12 protein-coding genes and 3 tRNA genes are annotated in these 17821 nt (G+C 72.9%); 11 read left to right on the forward strand and 4 right to left on the reverse strand.

The window, feature by feature from the left end; translation table 11 throughout:
* The first annotated feature begins 117 nt into the window (after positions 1-117).
* The 4 genes from ACR68M_RS17470 to ACR68M_RS17485 all read left to right on the forward strand — a co-directional run bounded on the left by ACR68M_RS17470 (position 118) and on the right by ACR68M_RS17485 (position 4366).
* Positions 118-1209, forward strand: a complete 1092-nt coding sequence (locus ACR68M_RS17470; protein WP_441251637.1) for an LLM class flavin-dependent oxidoreductase — start codon at positions 118-120, stop codon at positions 1207-1209.
* A gap of 17 nt (positions 1210-1226) precedes the next feature.
* Positions 1227-1835 carry an FMN reductase gene (locus ACR68M_RS17475; protein WP_441251445.1) on the forward strand — a complete coding sequence of 203 codons (609 nt, stop codon included), beginning with the start codon at positions 1227-1229 and terminating at the stop codon, positions 1833-1835.
* A gap of 21 nt (positions 1836-1856) precedes the next feature.
* A complete protein-coding gene (locus ACR68M_RS17480) occupies positions 1857-2816 on the forward strand; it encodes a glutathione S-transferase family protein (RefSeq protein ID WP_441251446.1) in 960 nt (319 codons plus the stop codon).
* A 185-nt stretch (positions 2817-3001) separates the two neighbouring features.
* On the forward strand, positions 3002-4366 hold the full coding sequence (locus ACR68M_RS17485; protein WP_441251447.1) for an FAD-binding oxidoreductase: 1365 nt from the start codon (positions 3002-3004) through the stop codon (positions 4364-4366).
* On the opposite strand, the gene ACR68M_RS17490 is transcribed toward ACR68M_RS17485, so the two are convergent.
* Complete coding sequence (locus ACR68M_RS17490; RefSeq protein ID WP_441251448.1) at positions 4363-4512, reverse strand: hypothetical protein; 150 nt, start codon at positions 4510-4512, stop codon at positions 4363-4365. The two genes, ACR68M_RS17485 and ACR68M_RS17490, sit on opposite strands and share 4 nt — an antisense overlap.
* A gap of 220 nt (positions 4513-4732) precedes the next feature.
* On the opposite strand from ACR68M_RS17490, the gene ACR68M_RS17495 reads away from it, so the two are divergent.
* Entirely contained in the window at positions 4733-5062 is a 330-nt protein-coding gene (locus ACR68M_RS17495) for a hypothetical protein (RefSeq protein WP_441251449.1), read from the forward strand.
* Positions 5063-5288: 226 nt separating this feature from the next.
* Here the strand turns inward: ACR68M_RS17495 and ACR68M_RS17500 are convergent, their stop codons facing one another.
* On the reverse strand, positions 5289-6266 hold the full coding sequence (locus tag ACR68M_RS17500) for an EamA family transporter (RefSeq protein ID WP_441251450.1): 978 nt from the start codon (positions 6264-6266) through the stop codon (positions 5289-5291).
* A 152-nt stretch (positions 6267-6418) separates the two neighbouring features.
* Here ACR68M_RS17500 and ACR68M_RS17505 point away from each other — a divergent pair, with 152 nt between their 5' ends.
* Both ACR68M_RS17505 and ACR68M_RS17510 read left to right on the forward strand, forming a co-directional pair.
* Positions 6419-7333 (forward strand): DUF1906 domain-containing protein, encoded by a 915-nt coding sequence (locus ACR68M_RS17505; RefSeq protein ID WP_441251451.1) that lies wholly within the window; start codon positions 6419-6421, stop codon positions 7331-7333.
* Between the two features lie 147 nt (positions 7334-7480).
* A complete protein-coding gene (locus tag ACR68M_RS17510; RefSeq protein WP_441251452.1) occupies positions 7481-9142 on the forward strand; it encodes a long-chain fatty acid--CoA ligase in 1662 nt (553 codons plus the stop codon).
* A 28-nt stretch (positions 9143-9170) separates the two neighbouring features.
* On the opposite strand, the gene ACR68M_RS17515 is transcribed toward ACR68M_RS17510, so the two are convergent.
* Positions 9171-12404, reverse strand: a complete 3234-nt coding sequence (locus ACR68M_RS17515) for a PAS domain-containing protein (RefSeq protein ID WP_441251453.1) — start codon at positions 12402-12404, stop codon at positions 9171-9173.
* 202 nt (positions 12405-12606) lie between these two features.
* Here ACR68M_RS17515 and ACR68M_RS17520 point away from each other — a divergent pair.
* The 3 genes from ACR68M_RS17520 (at position 12607) to ACR68M_RS17530 (ending at position 13072) form a co-directional block, all read left to right on the forward strand.
* Positions 12607-12700: transfer RNA gene (locus ACR68M_RS17520), tRNA-Ser, on the forward strand.
* 135 nt (positions 12701-12835) lie between these two features.
* Positions 12836-12908: transfer RNA gene (locus tag ACR68M_RS17525), tRNA-Arg, on the forward strand.
* 91 nt (positions 12909-12999) lie between these two features.
* Positions 13000-13072, forward strand: a tRNA-Arg gene (locus tag ACR68M_RS17530).
* Positions 13073-13132: 60 nt separating this feature from the next.
* Here the strand turns inward: ACR68M_RS17530 and ACR68M_RS17535 are convergent.
* On the reverse strand, positions 13133-14344 hold the full coding sequence (locus ACR68M_RS17535; protein WP_441251454.1) for a globin domain-containing protein: 1212 nt from the start codon (positions 14342-14344) through the stop codon (positions 13133-13135).
* A gap of 409 nt (positions 14345-14753) precedes the next feature.
* On the opposite strand from ACR68M_RS17535, the gene ACR68M_RS17540 reads away from it, so the two are divergent.
* Positions 14754-17750 (forward strand): Ig-like domain-containing protein, encoded by a 2997-nt coding sequence (locus tag ACR68M_RS17540; RefSeq protein ID WP_441251455.1) that lies wholly within the window; start codon positions 14754-14756, stop codon positions 17748-17750.
* Positions 17751-17821 lie beyond the last annotated feature (71 nt).

Consider the following 17821-nt stretch of genomic DNA (forward strand, 5'->3'; position numbering starts at 1 on the left):
TGAGGTGACGCAGTGCGGGGCCGGTGTTCGCGCACGGAATTCCCCACGACTCAGGATGTTGTCCAAGGAGTTCCGGTGAGCGGCCGGCCGACCAAGCTACGGAGATGAGTGGACACCATGCAGTTCGGGATCTTCACGGTCGGAGACCTCACCGCGGACCCGCTGACGGGCCGCCCGCCGACCGAGCGCGAGCGGATCAAGAACACCGTCGCGATCGCCCTCAAGGCCGAGGAGATCGGCCTCGACGTCTTCGCGACCGGCGAGCACCACAACCCGCCGTTCGTCCCGTCCTCGCCGACCACCCTGCTCGGCTACATCGCCGCGCAGACCGAGCGGATCATCCTCTCCACCTCCACCACGCTGATCACCACCAACGACCCGGTGAAGATCGCCGAGGACTTCGCGACCCTCCAGCAGCTCTCCGACGGCCGCGTCGACCTGATGCTCGGCCGTGGCAACACCGGCCCGGTCTACCCCTGGTTCGGCCAGGACATCCGCCAGGGCATCCCGCTCGCGATCGAGAACTACGCACTGCTGCACCAGCTCTGGCGCGAGACCAACGTCAACTGGCAGGGCCGCTTCCGCACCCCGCTGCAGGGCTTCACCGCCGTGCCGCGCCCGCTCGACGGCGTGCCGCCGTTCGTCTGGCACGGCTCGATCCGCAGCCCCGAGATCGCCGAGCAGGCCGCGTACTACGGCGACGGCTTCTTCGCCAACCACATCTTCTGGCCCAAGGAGCACTTCCAGAAGCTGATCGAGCTCTACCGCACCCGGTACGCGCACTACGGCCACGGCACCCCCGAGCAGGCCGTCGTCGGCCTCGGCGGGCAGATCTTCATGCGGCCCAACTCCCAGGACGCGATCCGCGAGTTCCGCCCCTACTTCGACAACGCCCCGGTCTACAAGGGCGGCCCGTCGCTGGAGGAGACCATGGAGCAGACGCCGATCTCGGTCGGCAGCCCGCAGGAGATCATCGACAAGACGCTGAGCTTCCGCGAGACCTTCGGCGACTACCAGCGCCAGCTGTTCCTGGTCGACAGCGGCGGCCTCCCGGTGAAGACCGTGCTGGAGCAGCTCGACATCCTCGGCGAGGACGTCCTGCCGGTGCTCCGCAAGGAGTTCGCCAACGGCCGCCCGGCCACCGTGCCGTCCGGGCCGGTGCACCCCGCCCAGGCCGACGCCATCGCCGCCGCTGCTGCCGGCCGCTGAATCCAGGAGGACCGGAGATGCCCAAGCTCGTCGTCGTCAGTGCAGGCCTGAGCCAGCCCTCGTCCACCCGCCTGCTGGCGGATCGGCTGGCCGCCGAGACCGACCGCCAACTCCCGTGCGACATCAAGGTCGTGGAGCTGCGCGAGGTCGCCGGCGACATCACCAACAACCTGCTGACGGGCTACCCGAGCCCGACGCTGCGCGCCGAGATCGAGGCCGTCACCGAGGCCGACGCGCTGATCGTCGTCACCCCGGTCTTCTCCGCCTCCTACAGCGGGCTCTTCAAGTCCTTCTTCGACGTGCTCGACAACACCGCGCTGGCGGGCAAGCCGGTGCTGATCGCCGCGACCGGCGGCTCGGCCCGTCACTCGCTCGCCCTGGAGTACGCCCTGCGGCCGCTCTTCGCCTACCTGCGCGCGCAGATCGTGCCGACGGCCGTCTTCGCGGCCTCCGAGGACTGGGGCACGGCCGGTGGCACCGACGCCCTCAGCTCCCGCGTCACCCGCGCGGCGGGCGAGCTGGCCGAGCTGCTCGGCAAGGCCCCCGAGCGGGTCGAGCGGATCGACGAGCTGATCCCGTTCGAGCAGCAGCTCGCCGCGTTGCGGCCGCGCCCGGCCGGCGCCTGAGAACCAGTGGGAAGAAGGATCATGAGCGCCGAGCAGACCCAGCAGACTGCGCCTCGCGAACACGTCCGGGTGCCGCAGCACTTCACCGCCCGGATCACGGCCGACGGCCGGGACGGCTGGCCGGTGGAGGCCGGGCGCTACCGCCTGGTCGCCAGCTGGGCCTGCCCCTGGGCGCACCGGGTGATCCTTACCCGCAGCCTGATGGGGCTGGAGGAGGCGATCCCGCTCGCCATCACCGACTCCGCCCAGGAGATGATCGACGGCGAGTACCACTGGGTCTTCTCCGAGGAGAACGGCAACCCCGGCGGCAAGGACGAGGTACTCGGCATCCACGCCCTGCGCGAGGCCTACCTCCGCGCCGAGCCCGACTACACCGGCGGCGTCAGCGTCCCCGCCCTGGTCGACGTCGCCAGCGGCAAGCTGGTGAGCAACGACTTCGAGCGGCTCACCCTCGACCTCAACACGGAGTGGAAGGCCCTGCACCGCGAGGGCGCCCCCGACATCTACCCCGAGCCGCTGCGCGAGGAGATCGACGCGGTCGGCCGGGAGATCTACCAGGACGTCAACGTCGGCGTCTACCGGGCCGGTTTCGCCAAGACCCAGGCCACGTACGACCGCGCCGTCACCGCGCTGTTCGCCAGGCTCGACGCCCTGGAGGAGCGGCTCACCACCCGCCGCTACCTGGTCGGCGACCAGATCACCGAGGCCGACATCCGCCTCTGGCCGACGCTGATCCGGTTCGACATGGTCTACCACGGCCACTTCAAGTGCAACATCCGCCAGATCCGCGAGTACCCGGCCCTCTGGGGATACATCCGCGACCTCTACCAGACCCCTGGCTTCGCGGAGACGGTCAACTTCGATCACATCCGCCGCCACTACTACTACACCCACGACATGGTGAACCCCACGCGCATCGTCGCCCACGGCCCCGACCCGGCCCTCTTCCGCACCCCGCACGGCCGCGAAGCCCTCAGCTGACGCTCTGGCGAGCCCCCAGCTGCACGGACTGGGGCGTTAACCCCCAGGGGCGCGGGGAACTGCGCGAATCCGGGAGTAACGGTCCGGTGCCTTCCGAACTCGCGCAGTTCCCCGCGCCCCTGGTTCGTGCGGGGCGGGCCTACGCTGGTTGGCGGAGGCATAGCAGCGCGAGAGCGGAGGCCGTAGTGACCGACCTGGTGGATCGACTCCTGCGAGAGCTGCCTGCGGCGGCCGTGGTCACGGACCCTGACGTGCTGGCGAGTTACCGCTACGACATGGCGGGCTTCTGTGCGGCGGGCGAGCCCGCCGTGCTCGTGCTGCCGGAGAGCGTCGAGCAGGTGCAGCACGTGCTCCGCACGGCCACCGAACTCCGCGTGCCGGTGGTGCCGCAGGGAGCCAGGACGGGCCTCTCCGGCGCCGCCAACGCGGTCGACGGCTGCATCCTGCTCAGCCTGCTCAAGCTGAACCGCATCCTGGAGATCGACCCGGTCAACCGGATCGCCGTCGTCCAACCCGGGGTGCTCAACGCCGAGTTGTCGCGGGCCGTGGCCGAGCACGGGCTGGCCTACCCGCCCGACCCGTCGAGCTGGGAGTCCTGCACGATCGGCGGCAACATCGGCACCGGCGCGGGCGGGCTCTGCTGCGTCAAGTACGGGGTCACCAGCGAGTACGTGCTCGGCCTCGAAGTGGTGCTCGCCGACGGCCAGTTGATCAGCACCGGCCGCCGCACGGCGAAGGGTGTCGCGGGCTACGACCTGACCCGGCTGCTGGTCGGCTCGGAGGGCACCCTCGGGGTGGTCGTCGAGGCCGTCCTCGCCCTGCGTCCGGCCCCTGAACCGCAGTTGGCGCTGGCGGCGGAGTTCCCGAGCGCGGATGCGGCCTGTGAGGCGGTCTGCGAGGTGATGGCCGGCGGGTTCACGCCCTCGCTGATGGAGCTGATGGACGGCACCACCGTGCGGGCGGTGAACGCGATGGCCCGGATGGGGCTGCCCGAGTCGACCCGGGCGCTGCTGCTGGTCGCCTTCGACGGGCCGGGGCAGGTGGCCGAGATCGCGGCGGTGGCCGAGCTCTGCCGGGCGGCCGGGGCGTCCGAGGTGGTGCCCGCCGAGAATCAGGCCGAGTCCGAACTCCTGCTCCAGGCACGCCGGTTGTCGCTCCCCGCGCTGGACAGGCTGGGCACCACGATGATCGACGACGTTGCGGTGCCGCGCTCCCGGATGGCCGAGATGCTGCGCGGCGTCGCTGAGATCGCCGACCGGTACGCCCTCACCATCGGCGTGGTCAGCCACGCGGGCGACGGCAACACCCACCCGGTGGTGGTCTTCGACGCCGCGGACCCGGCGGAGACCGAGCGCGCGAAGGTCTCGTTCGACGAGATCATGGCCCTCGGTCTGCGGCTCGGCGGCACGATCACCGGCGAGCACGGGGTGGGCCTGCTCAAGCGCGACTGGCTGGCCCGCGAGCTCGGCCCGGTCGGTCTGGAGCTCCAGCGGCGGGTGAAGGCCGCTTTCGACCCTCTCGGCATCCTCAACCCGGGCAAGACGCTCTAAGCGCTGCCTGGGGGCGCGTCGTTCGGCGAGTGCGCCGGGGTGGCGCGCAGCTGCTCGGCCTGCCGCGTCGCACGCCGTCGGGCGCGGGCCGCCCGGCTCCGGCCGTCCGGGGGAACCCCCAGGTGGTCGGCGGTGTGTCTGCCCACGAACCCGTCCTCCTCCGAGTATGCGTACGGGCCGGAAAGTCACGCTAACGGGCGAAAAGGAGATCAACTGCTGGCGGTCCGCCGAGCCGGTGCGCAAGTCTGTGTCTCGGCGTCGCAGCCCGCAGGGGTTCGTCTGGCCGCGAACTCCCGCTAACAGCAAGTGAATTAAGAACGAACTGACGCACAGCTCTGACGGGCTGTCAGCTCTCTGGAGGCACTCATGGCTCGCACTCGCACCTCTCGACTGGTCGGCCTGCTGGTCGCCGCGCCGCTCGCCGCCGGCCTGCTGATCGCGGGGGCCGGCGCTGCCGCCGCCGACAACGGCGCGCTGGCCGGTGACGGATCGAACAGCAGCGTCGTCTCCAACCACGACAGCGGCAACATCTTCGGCTCGGTCTCGGGCAACTACAACGCCACCCAGCAGACGGCCACAGGCTCCGGTGCCTCCAACCAGAACAACAACTTCCAGGTCGACCACAACTCGGGCTTCGTCTTCAACGACCAGTCCAACCGCGACATCCACTTCGTCTTCGCGCCCGTCTTCCACTGACCGCCGACGGCTCGCGGACGTCCGACTGACAGCGGGGGCGCTGTCGGCGCGCCGCGGGTGCCGGTCCGGGTGAGCTGAGCACCCCGGACCGTACGGCGCCCGTGGCCCGGAGACGGACCGACGACCGAACAGCAGGCCGGGAGTGGGAAGGGTCACCTCCTCCAGGCACGATGGGCGGGGCCGCATGCGGCCCCGCCCATCAGCACATCCCTTACAGGAACAGCCGCTACCGCCGCGCCGTCAGCGTTGCGCCCACGCTCGCCGCGACCACGCAGGCGATGCCCGCCAGCTGCGCCACCCCGAGCAGCTGGCCGAGCACCACCAGCCCGACCAGCGCGCTGACCGCGGGTTCGAGGCTGACCAGGACGCTGAAGACCCGCTGCGGCATCCGTCGCAGCGCCGTCATCTCCAGCAGGTAGGGGAGCACCGGCAGCAGCAGCGCCACCCCGGCGACGCCGAGCAGCAGCAGCCCGGGGTGGTCGGCCGTGGCCAGCCCGTGCCAGGCCCGGCCGAGGCCGAACGGGGCGAGCGCGACGGCGGCGATGGTGAACGACACCGCCAGGCCCTCGAAGCCCTCGAAGGCGGCGCCGACCTTCTCGGTGAAGAGGATGTACCCGGCGTAGCAGGCGGCCGCCCCGAAGGCGTAGGCCAGCCCGACCGGGTCCAGCGCCCCGCCGCCCGAACCGCCGCCCGCGCCTCCGCCGGAGCCGGAGCCCCCGAGCAGGGTGAGCAGGGCGACCCCGCCCCCGGCGAGCAGCGCCCAGAGCAGGTGGCCGGCCCGCCGGGAGAGCGCGAGCGCGACACCGAGCGGGCCGAGGAACTCGATGGTGGCGGCGGTGCCCATGGGCAGCCGGTCGACGGCCCCGGCGAAGAGCAGGGTCATCCCGGCGGAGGCCAGGCCGAGCAGCACGGCCGAGCCGAGATCCCGTCGGCTGCGGCCGCGCAGCCGGGGGCGGGTGAAGGCGAGCAGGAGGGCGGCGGCGACGGTGATCCGCAGGAAGGTCGCGCCGGTCACGCCGAGCGGGCCGAAGAGCGGCTGGGAGAGTGCGATGCCGAGTTGGACGGCGAACATGGCCGCCACACAGAGAAGCGGCGCCGGGATGGTCCCCAGGCGCCGCAGCTGGTCCGAGACGCCGGAGGATCTCCCCGGGGGTGCTCCGGGGGTGCTGACGATCGGCTCGCAGGAGTCGGCAGTGGTGGGCATGCTGCCGAGTCTGCGGTCAGGAGCGTTCCTGGTGCAAGCCCGTTACCAGGATCCGGGCGAGGGTCGGAGGGGTACGGCCGGGCGGGTGAAACGCGCGGTCCGTCCGGCGCGCCGCAACCGCTCATATGATGACAAATCAGTACCACCTAAGGATGCGCTACTTAGGCCCGGCGGCCCTCACGGCGGCCACCCTCGTCCTGCTGCTCGCCACCGACCCGCTGGCTCCGCTGACCGCGGGGAGCGCCGAGAGTGCCGATCAGGTCCACCCCGTCGAGCTGGCCGCGAGAGCCACCACGGCCGTCCGGCCGCCGCCGACGGTGCTGCCCGACTCCCGCCTGCGGCGCGAGGCCCTGCCCGCGAAGGTGTTCACCGGCCCCGGCTTCGACGCGTGCAGCGCCCCGGACGTGGCGGTCATGAAGAACTGGTACGCCGCCTCCCCGTACCGCGCCGTCGGCATCTACACCAGCGGCAGCCAGCGGGCCTGCGAGCAGCCCCGGCTGACCGCGGCGTGGGTCCGCCAGGTCCGCGCGATGGGCTGGCAGCTGGTGCCCACCCACGTCGGGCTCCAGGCGCCCTGCACCAACTCCACCCACAAGCCGCACCGGATCGATCCGGCCACCGCCGTGGACCAGGGCCGGGCCGAGGCCGCCGAGGCCGTCCGGGCGGTGGGCGCCCTCGGGCTCGGCAAGGGCACCCCGGTCTACCTGGACATCGAGTCGTACGCCCGGGGCGACGCCGCCTGCGCCAAGGCGGTGGTCGACTTCACGCTCGGCTGGACGCAGGCCCTGCACGGTGCGGGCTACCACTCCGGCTTCTACTCCAGCGCCGACTCCGGCGTCAGCGACCTCGCCGCCGCCGCCCGCGCGGGCAGCTCCCCGATGCCGGACTCCGTCTGGTACGCCCGCTGGGACGGGCGTACGTCGACCGACGGCAACGGCGCGGTCGGCGCCGAGCAGTGGGCCTTCCACCAGCGCATCCACCAGCACCAGGGCGACGTCCGCGAGACGTACGGTGGAAGCACCGTCGCGATCGACCGCGACCAGGTCGACGGCCTGGTGGCGACCTGACCGCCCGAGCAGGGTGAGCCGCATCTCTCAGTCGGGCCGAGGTGGCTGACAACCACCACCCCGACCGCCAGAATCAGCGCTGAGCAGCCCATGCCTACCAGCCAGTAGCCGGCTGCCCCCACCGCCCGCCCGGTCAAGGAGGCCCGCGTGTTCAGCACGATGCAGGATGTCCAGCTCACCGTCGCCCGCATTCTGGTTCACGGGTCCACCATCCACGGCCGCTCGACCGTCACCACCTGGGACGGCACCGGCCCGGTGGTCCGCAGCTACGCCGAGGTCGGCGCGCGGGCGGCTCAGCTGGCGCACGCCCTGCGGGACGAGCTCGGGGTCGACGGCGACCAGCGGGTGGCCACCCTGATGTGGAACAACGCCGAGCACCTGGAGGCGTACCTCGCCGTGCCGTCGATGGGTGCGGTGCTGCACACCCTCAACCTGCGGCTGCCCACGCACCAGCTGGCGTTCATCGTCAACCACGCGGCCGACCACGTCGTCATCGTCGACGGCAGCGTCCTCCCGATGCTGGCCGGCATCCTGCCGCAGCTGAACCCCACCCTGAAGCACATCGTGGTCAACGGCCCGGCCGACCGCTCGCTGCTGGACGGCTTCGCGGGCACCGTGCACGGCTACGAGGAGCTGATAGCGGGCCGCCCCACCGACTACCCGTGGCAGACCGAGATCGACGAGCGCCGGGCCGCCGCCCTCTGCTACACCTCCGGCACCACCGGTGACCCGAAGGGCGTCGTCTACAGCCACCGCTCGGTCTACCTGCACTGCCTCCAGGTCAACGCGGCCGACCACTTCGCGCTCACCGCCCAGGACACCGCGCTGCCCGTGGTGCCGATGTTCCACGTCAACGCCTGGGGCATGCCGCACGCCGCCTTCATGTCCGGCGCCGACCTGCTGATGCCCGACCGCCACCTCCAGCCGAAGCCGCTCGCCGAGATGATCGCCCGCGTCCGGCCGACCGTCAGCGCCGCCGTCCCCACCATCTGGAACGGCCTGCTCGACGAGCTCGACGCCGGCTCCTACGACACCTCCTCGCTGCGGATGGTCGTCATCGGCGGCTCGGCCTGCCCGCCCGCCCTGATGCGGGCCTTCGAGGAACGCCACGCGATCAAGGTCGTGCACGCCTGGGGGATGACCGAGACCAGCCCGCTCGGCGCCTTCTCCCGCCCGCCGGGCGGCCTCACCGCCGAGCAGGAGTGGCCCTACCGCGTGACCCAGGGCCTCTTCCCCGCCTCCGTCGAGGCCAGGCTCGCGGGCCCCGGCGGCGAGTTCATGCCGCACGACGGCAGCAGCACGGGCGAGCTGGAGGTCCGCGGCCCGTGGATCGCCGCCGCCTACTACGGCGGCGCGGGCAACGAACCGGAGCGCCCCGAGGACAAGTTCAGCCCCGACGGCTGGCTGCGCACCGGCGACGTCGGCACCATCACCCCCGACGGCTACCTCACCCTCACCGACCGGGCCAAGGACGTCATCAAGTCCGGCGGCGAGTGGATCTCCTCGGTCGAGCTGGAGAACCACCTGATGGCCCACCCCGAGGTCGCCGAGGCCGCCGTCGTCGCCGTCCCCGACGACAAGTGGGGCGAACGCCCCCTCGCCACCGTCGTCCTGCGCCCCGGCGCCACGGCCACCCTCGCCGACCTGCGCGCCTTCCTCGCCGACCGCATCGCCTCCTGGCAGCTCCCCGAGCGCTGGTCCGTCGTCGAGACCGTCCCCAAGACCTCCGTCGGCAAGTTCGACAAGAAGGTCATCCGCGCCGAGTACGCCGAGGGCCACCTCGACGTCACCCTCCTCGGCAAGAACTGACCCTAAGGGCCGTCAGGCCGTCGGACCGTCAGAGTCCGGCGGCCGTGACCTCGCCCAGGGCGCCGATCCGGCCGAGCAGGTCGACGATGCGGGACTGGACGTCCTCGCTGGTCGAGCGCTCGGCGAGGAAGAGGACCGTCTCGCCGGTACGCAGACGCGGCAGTTCCTGCGGGTCGAGGTCGACGGAGGTGTAGACGACCAGCGGGGTGCGGTGCAGCCGGTCGTTGGTGCGCAGCCAGTCGAGCAGGCCGAGCCGGCGGCGGCGGATCTGGAGCAGGTCCATCACCACCAGGTTCGGCTGCACGCTGCTGGCGCGGGAGACGGCGTCGTTCTCGCTGGTCGCGTGCTCGACGTGCATGCCGCGCCGTTCCAGGCTGGTGATCAGCGCCGCCGCGATGTCCGGGTCGGATTCGACCAGCAGCACCCGGGGGGCGTGCTGCTCGCTGTCGCGAGGCGCGAGCGCCCGCAGCAGCACGGCGGGGTCGGCGCCGTAAGCGGCGTCCCGGGTGGCCTGCCCGAGCCCGGCGGTGACGAGCACCGGCACCCGGCTGTTGAGCGCGGCGGTGCGCAGCGACTGGAGAGCCGTCCGGGTGATCGGCCCGGTCAGCGGGTCGACGAAGAGCGCCGCCGGGTATGCGGCGACCTGCGCGTCGACCTCCTCGCGGGAGCGGACGATCACCGGGCGGTAGCCCCGGGCCTGGAGCGCGAGCTTGGTGGACGGGTCCGGCTCGGGCCAGACCAGCAGCCGCCGGGCCTCGCCGTCGACGGCCGGGACGATCATCGTCGCCTCCGCCGGGTCGGGCTCCTCGGCGCTGGAGCGGGCCAGCTCGGCGACCGGCCTCGGCGGCGTGCGGGGCTCGACCGGCGCGGGCGGCGTGGTCTGTGCGAGCTGTGCGACCGGCTCGGGAGCGGTGGCGGTCACCGCCGGCAGCAGCGCGGTGGGCTCCTCGGCCGGAGCCGGAGCCGCCGCGGGCAACTCGGCGGCGCTGGAAGCGGTGGGGGAAGCGGCAGGGGCCTGCGGGAAGGCCTGCGGGAAAGCGCCCGCGAACCCGCCCAGCGGACGCGGCGGCGAGAGCTCGCCCAGCCCGGTGCCGACCGGCTGCGGCTGCTCCACCTGCTCAGCCTGTGCGGGCACGGGTACCGGTGCGGCTTCCGGAGCCTTCGCCAACTCCAGCTCCGCGCCGCTGCTCGGTGCCTCCGCCTGCGCGGGCAGCGCCAGCCGCCGACGGCGGCCGGTCGGCGACACGGCCGGGGGTGCGACGGGCTCGGGCGGCGCGAGCGGCAGCGCGTGCTCCAGCCCGGGGTAGAGCGGTGTGCCGGGGTCGGGGATGCCCGGGATCGACAGCGCAGCAGCCGGGGTCGGCTCGGCGGCCTCGGCCGCCGCTCTCCGCCGACGGCCCGAACGCCCGGCCGTCTCGCCCTGCTCAGCCTCGGCCACCGGCCGGTCTGCCGGCTGGGACACCGGCTGGGACACCGGCTGCGCCACCGGCTGGGCCTCCGCACTGGGACCGGGCCCGAGCGCGATCGCCGCACCCCGGCCGGACGTCCCGTCAGAAGCAGGAGAGGAAGAAGTAGGCGCAGCCTCCGCCGTGACGTCCTCCTGCGGGTCCGCCGCCGCGCCGGCCACCGGAGCCTCGGACGGCCTCGGCGGCACCTCCGGGAGGTCCGGCAGCATCGCCGTGTCGGTCTCCTTGGGCACGCTCCGCTGCCCTTCGGAGGCCGCCTTGGTGACGGCGGCCGGGTCGAGCGGCAGCTCGACGACGTACGTCGTGCCGGCTCGCGAGGGCAGTTCGTGGCGCTGGAGGACACCGCCGTGCCGCTCGACGATCGAGCGGGCGATCGGCAGGTGCACGGGGCTGCTCTGCCGGGCCGGGCCGCGGACCTCGATCCGGGCGACCTCGCCGCGTTGGGCGGCGGCCACCACGACCATCGGCGTGTCGCCGCCGACCGGCGGCAGGGCGGGCACGCCGAGCGGCTCGGCGGTGGGCGCGGCCGGCCCGTCCAGCGAGAGGGCGACGCCGCTGACGTCCGCGACGAGGTGGGCCAGCGCCTGGGCGAGCCGCTCGCGGTCGGCCGTCACCTCGACGGCGGCCGCGTGCACGGAGTACCGCACCCGCCCGGCGCCGACCAGCTCACCGGCCCGCTCGACGGCGGCCTGCACGACGCTGTCCAGCCGGACGGGCTCGCGCTCGGGCGTCGTCCGCCCGCTCTCCAGGTCGTCCTCGAAGCGCTGGTGGCCCAGCACACCGTCTATCAGCGTGCCGAAGCGGCGGCACTCGTCGGCGAGGCGGCGCAGCGTCCAGTTGGCCTCGGGCCAGAGCTGCCCGGCCGGGTCGCCCGCGAGGGCGTCGATCCGGCGGTGCAGGGTGGTCAGCGCGCTGCCGAGTTCGCTCTCCAGCACGGCGGTCAGGTGCTCGTTGCGGGCGGTCAGGGCCAGCTCGTGGGTGCGGTCGGTGAAGGTCATCACGGCGCCGACCAACTGCTCGCCGTCCCGGACGGGCGCGGTGGTCAGGTCGACGGTGACGGGGCGGCCGTCCTTGCGCCAGAGGACGGCGCCGCGCACCCGGTGCTTGCGCCCGGAGAGCAGGGTGTCCAGCAGTGCCGAGCCCTCCAGCGCCAGCGGGCTGCCGTCGGCCTGGGAGTGCTGGATGAGCGGGTGGAGTTCACGCCCGCCGAGTTCGCTCGCCCGGTAGTCGAGGATGTGCGCGGCCGCCGGGTTGACCAGCACCACGCGGCCTTCCAGGTCGACCCCGAGCACGCCCTCGGCGGCGGCCCGCAGGATCATCTCGGTCTGCTTGTGCTGGCGACGCAGCTCCGCCTCGACGCCGAGCCGGCTGGAGAGGTCGCGGACGAGCAGGAGCAGCAGGTCGGAGCCGGTCGAGCTGACGGAGTCCCGGTACGAGTCGTACGGGGCGTAGCGGCCCTCGGCGGCGGCCTCGTCGGTGAAGTCGTTGCCGGACACCTCGACGGGGAAGGCAGAGCCGTCAGTGCGCCGGGCGGTCATCCGGACGGGCTGGTCCAGGCCCTCGGGCTCGCGCGGCGCAGGGCGCATCGAGCCGGGGATGCGGCTGGGGTCGAACTCCGGCAGCAGGTCGAGCACGCCCCTCCCGACCAGCGAGGTGCCGGGGGCCTGCAACGTCTGCACGGCTGCCTTGTTGGCGTCGACCACCGTGCCGTTGCTGTTCACCAGCAACAGCGCATCGGGCAGGGCGTCGAGTATCGCGGCGAGGCGGGCAGCACCTCGGATCGGCCTGCTGCTCACGTCGACAGGTCTCCTCACGGCTGGTGTCACGGCGTGCGACTCGCGGCTCGCGCTCTCCTCGGGAGACTGGAGTATCCCATTCTTCTTTGCGCTGCGGATGACCCGCCTAGTAACGTTGTCGGTGGTTGGTGCTGAGCCCCTAGGCTGTGGCATCATCACATTCGCACGGAGTGCACCGGGTGACCGGTGTGGTCCGGGTGGAGGAGGCTTCGCCTAGTCCGGTCTATGGCGCCGCACTGCTAATGCGGTTTGGGCCTTCAAGCCCATCGAGGGTTCAAATCCCTCAGCCTCCGCCATCGGAAGGGCCCCGTCGACGACAGTCGGCGGGGCCCTTCGCGTGCCGTGTCCGGGTGCAATCGATTTCGCCCCAGGTCGCGCATCATGTAACGTATTCCTCGTGAACGCCCCACCGGCCCAGGCCAGCGGGGCGAGCGCTCATAGCTCAACGGATAGAGCACTTGACTACGGATCAAGAGGTTGCAGGTTCGAATCCTGCTGAGCGCACTGCAATCGAGAGGCTCCGGGCCCAGGCTCGGGGTCTCCTCGCTTGCAAGGCGCAGTACGGCACACAGCAGTTCAGCGCACAGTGGTACCGGCGTTCATAGCTCAACGGATAGAGCACTTGACTACGGATCAAGAGGTTGCAGGTTCGAATCCTGCTGAGCGCACAGACCAGAAGGCCCCGGGCAGCAGCCCGGGGCCTTCTGCCGTTCCCGGCGTAGCCTCCATCAGCTGCGGTCGGTGCGGTTGATCCAGGCGACGTCCCGCCGGTCGAGGAACCACTCGGAGCAGGTCAGCGGCTGGGCGCGGTTGAAGGTCAGCGGCACGGGGTCGTGCCGGATCAGGCCGGGCTCGGCGCCGAGGGCGAGCAGCAGCTCGGTGAGCTCGGGGGCGAGGTCGGGCGGGCCGCTCAGGTGGATGTCGTACCCGGCCCACCAGCCGTGCTCGGTGAGGCCGTCGCGGAGCAGGTGGACGGCTGCCTCGCGGTCGGCGCCGTCGGCGGGCGCGGCGAGCACGACCTCCAGCCAGTGGTGGCGCCGGACGAGCTCCCGGACGGTGGCCAGGTCGTACTGGTCGGTGTCGGCGCGGGCGGCGAGGTAGACCGTCATCGGGCGGCCGCAGCCCTGCGCCCACTGCGCGGCGGTCTCCTCGACCAGGGCCTTGGTCTGGGCCCAGCCGGTGCCCCCGGCGACGGCGAGCAGCGGCCGGGGGGAGCGCGGGGTGAGGCAGGCGTCGCCCAGTGCGGGGCCGAGCCGTAGGAGTTCGCCTGGCAGTACGTCGTTGACCAGTGCGGTGGAGAGCAGTCCGTCGGGCACCCGCCGGATGTGCAGCTCCAGGGTGCCGTCGGCGCGGGGGGCGTTGGCGATCGAGTACGGGCGCCAGACCTGCGGCTGCCGGGGCGAGCTGAGCGAGAGGTACTGGCCGGCCCGGTACGGGTACGGGTGGCCGGGGGCGAGGGTGAGCACGACCACGTCGACGGCGGCCCGGCGGCGGTGCACGACCTCGGCCTCCCACCAGCAGGGCGTGCCGGCCGGCTCCGAGGCGGCGGCGTCGATCATGATCTGGGAGATGACGGTGTACGCCTCCGTCCAGGCCTTCTCGATCTCCGGGGTCCAGGAGTGGCCGGAGAAGTGCCGCAGCGCGGCGATCAGGCTCGTGCCGACGGCGGGGTAGTGCTCGGGCGCGGCCTGGAACTTGCGGTGGTCGCGGCCGAGCGCGCGCAGGTAGCCGGTGAGCCCGTCGAGGTCGCCGGCGCGCAGCACGAGTTCCGTGAGCGAGGCGAAGAGCCGGTCGCGCTGCTCGGCGAGCTGGGCGGGGAAGAGCGGCCGCAGCTCCGGGTTGTGGGCGAAGAGGTGGGTGTAGAAGTACTTGGCCACATGGTCGGCGCGGAGCTCCACGACGGCGAAGCTCGCGCGGATGACCGCCGCGTCGAAGGACACCGCCCGGTCCTCAGCCGGTGGCCGTGCTCGGGATGTGCTCGAACAGATGCCGGATGAGAACGGGCTTAATCGTCACGGTGGCTGACTCTACTGAGCCGACCACCAATTCGAACAGAGTGCGCTGATGAATGATCAGAGCAGCTGGCAGTGGCCTCGGTTGTGGGCGATCGGAGATGGCTGAAACCCGTCCTCAAGGGGTAGTTCCTGTGCTGTCGGGTCATTGACCGCCAATCGGGTGTTACCCGTTGTTAATCACCGGTGTCGCGGTATGACTGACTCCTGATCGTGATTCCCTTTTGTCGGATCTTATGGGTTGCGGTGAATGGTTTCGGCCATCCCGAACTGCCGAACGGTCCGTCAGTTCGAGCACCCGCACCGCCGGTTGGCGGCGACACCGAAGGAGAGCCGGATGAGCCGACAGTTCCCCCCTGCCGCCGAGACGTCCTCCGTCCGGCCCGGGTGCGAGACCGCCCAGCGAGGCACCGCGGACCGGCACGGCACCGCGGACCGGCACGGCACCACGGACCGGCACGGCACCACGGGCCGACAGGGCACCACGGGCCGACGGATCGGCAGAGCCGTCGCCCTGGCCGCGGCCGTTACCCTGCTGCTCGGCTGGAACCCGGCCCTCGGGGACGCCCAGCAGACGCCCGACACCTGGACGAAGGAGCACCGCGCGTCGCTGCCCTCGGGCCTCACCGTCGCGCTCGACTTCGCGCCGCTGCCCGGCGTGACCGCCACCGCCGCGCCCGGCCAACTCGGCGCCCCCGCCGCCTCGGCGGCCCGCGCCACCACCGGCGGCTACGCGGACGGGCTGCGCGGCGGCGACCCGGCGCAGACCTTCTCCGTCGCCGAGGACCGCCCCGGCACGGACGGCTCCTGGCGCACCATGGGCACCCTCCAGCTCACCTTCTCCCGGCCGGTCCGCAACCCCCGGCTGCACGTCAGCGGCCTCGCCGGGCTGGTCACCGGCAAGGACGGCAGCACCGCCACCGAGGCCCGACTGACCGTCACCGGCGGTTCCCCGGGCGCCCCGACGCTGATCGGCCGCACCGACTGGACGGGCTGGCAGATCAGCGGCAACACCCTCGCCCCCGCCGACGGCCGGGCGGCCCAGGCCGGTGCCGCCGACGGCTCCGGCAGCCTCGAACTCGCGGGCACCGTCAGCGCCGTCTCCCTCCGGGTCGAGCAGCGCAACACCGCCCAGGGCGGCAGCACCGCCGCACCCGCCCCGCTGCGCCAGGCGTACACCGTCACCCTGGACGAAGGGCTCGGCACCGCCCCGCAGGGGTTCGGCAACGCCTCGCACCTGGTCTCCGACCTCTTCCTCGGCCAGGACGCCGCCGCCTCCGCCCAGGGGCGGCTGTCGACCACGCTGACGGCGCTCGCCCAGCCGAAGGCGTCACGCGGGCTGGTGCCCCCCGTGGTGCCCGGTGTGCACGAGCCCGAGGCACTCGACCGGCTCGGCGGGCCGATGGTCGAGCTCGACCACCGCTCGGGCCGGCCCAGTCCCTGGGCCAACCCCGCTCCGCCCGCCCTCCAACCCGGGCGCGGCGAGTACCTGGGCTCCGACCCGACGGTGAAGTTCCCCGCCGAGGCCGCCATCGGCCGGTACTACGACCTCAGCGTGCCGGTCAGTCCGGGCGGCGGGCCAGCCGTGCTCGCGGGCTGGGTCGACTTCGACCACAACGGCCACTTCGACCCGACCGAGCGGGTGCAGGTCGAAGTCCCGGCCGGCGCCGCCAACGCGACGCTGGAGTGGACCGTCCCCGACAATGCGGCCGCCGGGGAGACTTGGGCCCGGCTGCGGCTCGCCCGGGACTCCTCCCAGCTCGTCGGCGCGACGGGCTTCGCCGACTCCGGCGAGGTGCTGGACCAGCACGTCCAACTCGCCGTCGGCGCGGCCAAGCCCGAGATCTCCGGCCCGGTCAGCGGCGCCGTCGTCGCCGACGCCCGGCCGGAGATCCGCGGCGAGGGCGCCGTCCAGGGTGCGAGCGTCGAGATCGTCGAAGGCGACACCACGCTCTGCCAGGCCAAGGTCGGCTCCGACGGCACGTGGGTCTGTCGCCCCGACAAGCCGCTCGGCCAGGGCCCGCACAGCCTCGTACCGGTCGAGACCACCAAGGGCGGCGTGGTGCTGCGCGGCGAGGCCGTCCGGCTCACCGTCAAGTCCGACCCGCCCGCCGCGCCGGTGCTCACCCTGCCCGAGTACACCAACGACCCCGGCCTGCTGATCACCGGCACCGCCGACCCGGGCAGCACGGTCTCCGTCACCGACGCGGCCACCGCGCCCGGCGCGGCCCGGGTCGGCGGCGAGCTCTGCAGCACCGCCGTCGCCGCGGACCGCAGCTGGCACTGCCTCCCGGTCGAGAACCTCGCCGACGGCCGCCACCAGCTCACCGCCGCAGCCGCCGACGGCGCGGGCAACCGCACGGTCGGCAAGCCCGTCACGCTGATGGTCGACACCGTCGCCCCCGACAAGCCCGTCATCACCAGCCCCGCCACCCTGCCGTCGGCCCGCCCCCGCTTCACCGGCACCGCCGAGCCGGGCACCGCCGTCACCATCACCGGCGCCCCGCGCGGCACCGTCCTCGGCACCGCCGTCACCGCCGCCGACGGCACGTGGGGCTGCACCCCCACCCACGACCTCCCCGAGGGCGACCAGACCATCGTCGTCACCGCCACCGACCGCGCGGGCAACAGCACCGCGACGGAGCCGACGACGGTACGAGCCCCGAAGAGCACACCGGCCTCGGCCCCGGCTTCCGCCCCTGCCTCGGTGCCTGCGTCGGCCCCCGCCTCCGCACCCGCTCCCTCGGTGCCCGCCTCATCGGCTCCTCCGGCTTCACTACCTCCGGCTTCGGTCCCGGCGGCTTCGGCTCCTGCGGTTTCGCCGAGCGTTCAGCCGATGCCTTCGGCCGCCCCCACGTCCCCGGCAGCACCGTCTGGAGGCAGCACGCCTGCGCCGATCACCGACGTCCCGTCCGTGCTCCCGATCGTGATCCCCCCGGCCCCGGTCCCGGCGGCTCCGGTCGCACCGTCCACCCCGCCGACCCCGACGCCCTCCCCGTCTCCTTCCGCGTCCGCGTCGGCCTCCACCCCGTCGGTGGCGAGCAGCGCCGTCCCCTCGAAGCCGTCGGCCGGGCCGTCCTCGCACGGCCCCCGGCAGAACCCCAACCCGGGGGCAGCGGTGGCGGGGGAGTCCGAGGGCGCGCCGGACGAGGCGTCCGACGTGGAGCCCCGGACGCTCGCCGCGCCGCCCGCCGACACGGCGGAGGCCGCCGCGCACCGCTCTGAGGTGAACGGCTGGCGCGCTGCCGCCTGCGGCGTGCTGCTGCTGCTCGCCGCCGTCACGATGGCGACGCGCCGTGTGATGAGCCGTGGTTCGGGTCGTCGTAGGCGCTGACGGGAGCACTGACACGCCGTCATGAAATGGCGACACGCTATATCCGTAAATGTCGCATTTGATGACTTATC

This window comes from Kitasatospora sp. McL0602 (assembly GCF_052076145.1).
Lineage (GTDB): Bacteria > Actinomycetota > Actinomycetes > Streptomycetales > Streptomycetaceae > Kitasatospora.